Source organism: Pseudoalteromonas fuliginea (assembly GCF_000690055.1).
GTDB classification, from domain to species: domain Bacteria; phylum Pseudomonadota; class Gammaproteobacteria; order Enterobacterales; family Alteromonadaceae; genus Pseudoalteromonas; species Pseudoalteromonas fuliginea.
The window spans coordinates 1-260 of the sequence record NZ_JJNZ01000277.1 but is presented as its reverse complement, the minus strand read 5'-3'; the positions used below and the strand labels follow the sequence as shown (position 1 = coordinate 260).

Sequence of the window (260 nt, the reverse complement as noted above, 5' to 3'; positions counted from 1 at the left end):
CCTTCCACATGCTTGGAGTTGCTGGTGTCTTCGGTGGTTCATTGTTCTCTGCGATGCACGGTTCTTTGGTTACTTCTTCACTCGTTCGTGAAACCACAGAAACTGAGTCCCAGAATTATGGTTACAAGTTTGGACAAGAAGAAGAGACCTACAACATCGTTGCTGCACACGGATATTTCGGAAGACTTATCTTCCAATATGCTTCGTTCAACAACAGTCGTTCGTTGCACTTCTTCCTTGCTGCCTGGCCTCTCTTGGCC

General features: G+C 46.9%; 1 protein-coding gene. It reads left to right on the top strand.

Annotated elements, in window-relative coordinates; genetic code table 11:
- Positions 1-260 (top strand): photosynthetic reaction center family protein (locus DC53_RS0121200; protein ID WP_206075192.1); only part of this gene is annotated, 260 nt, incomplete at both ends.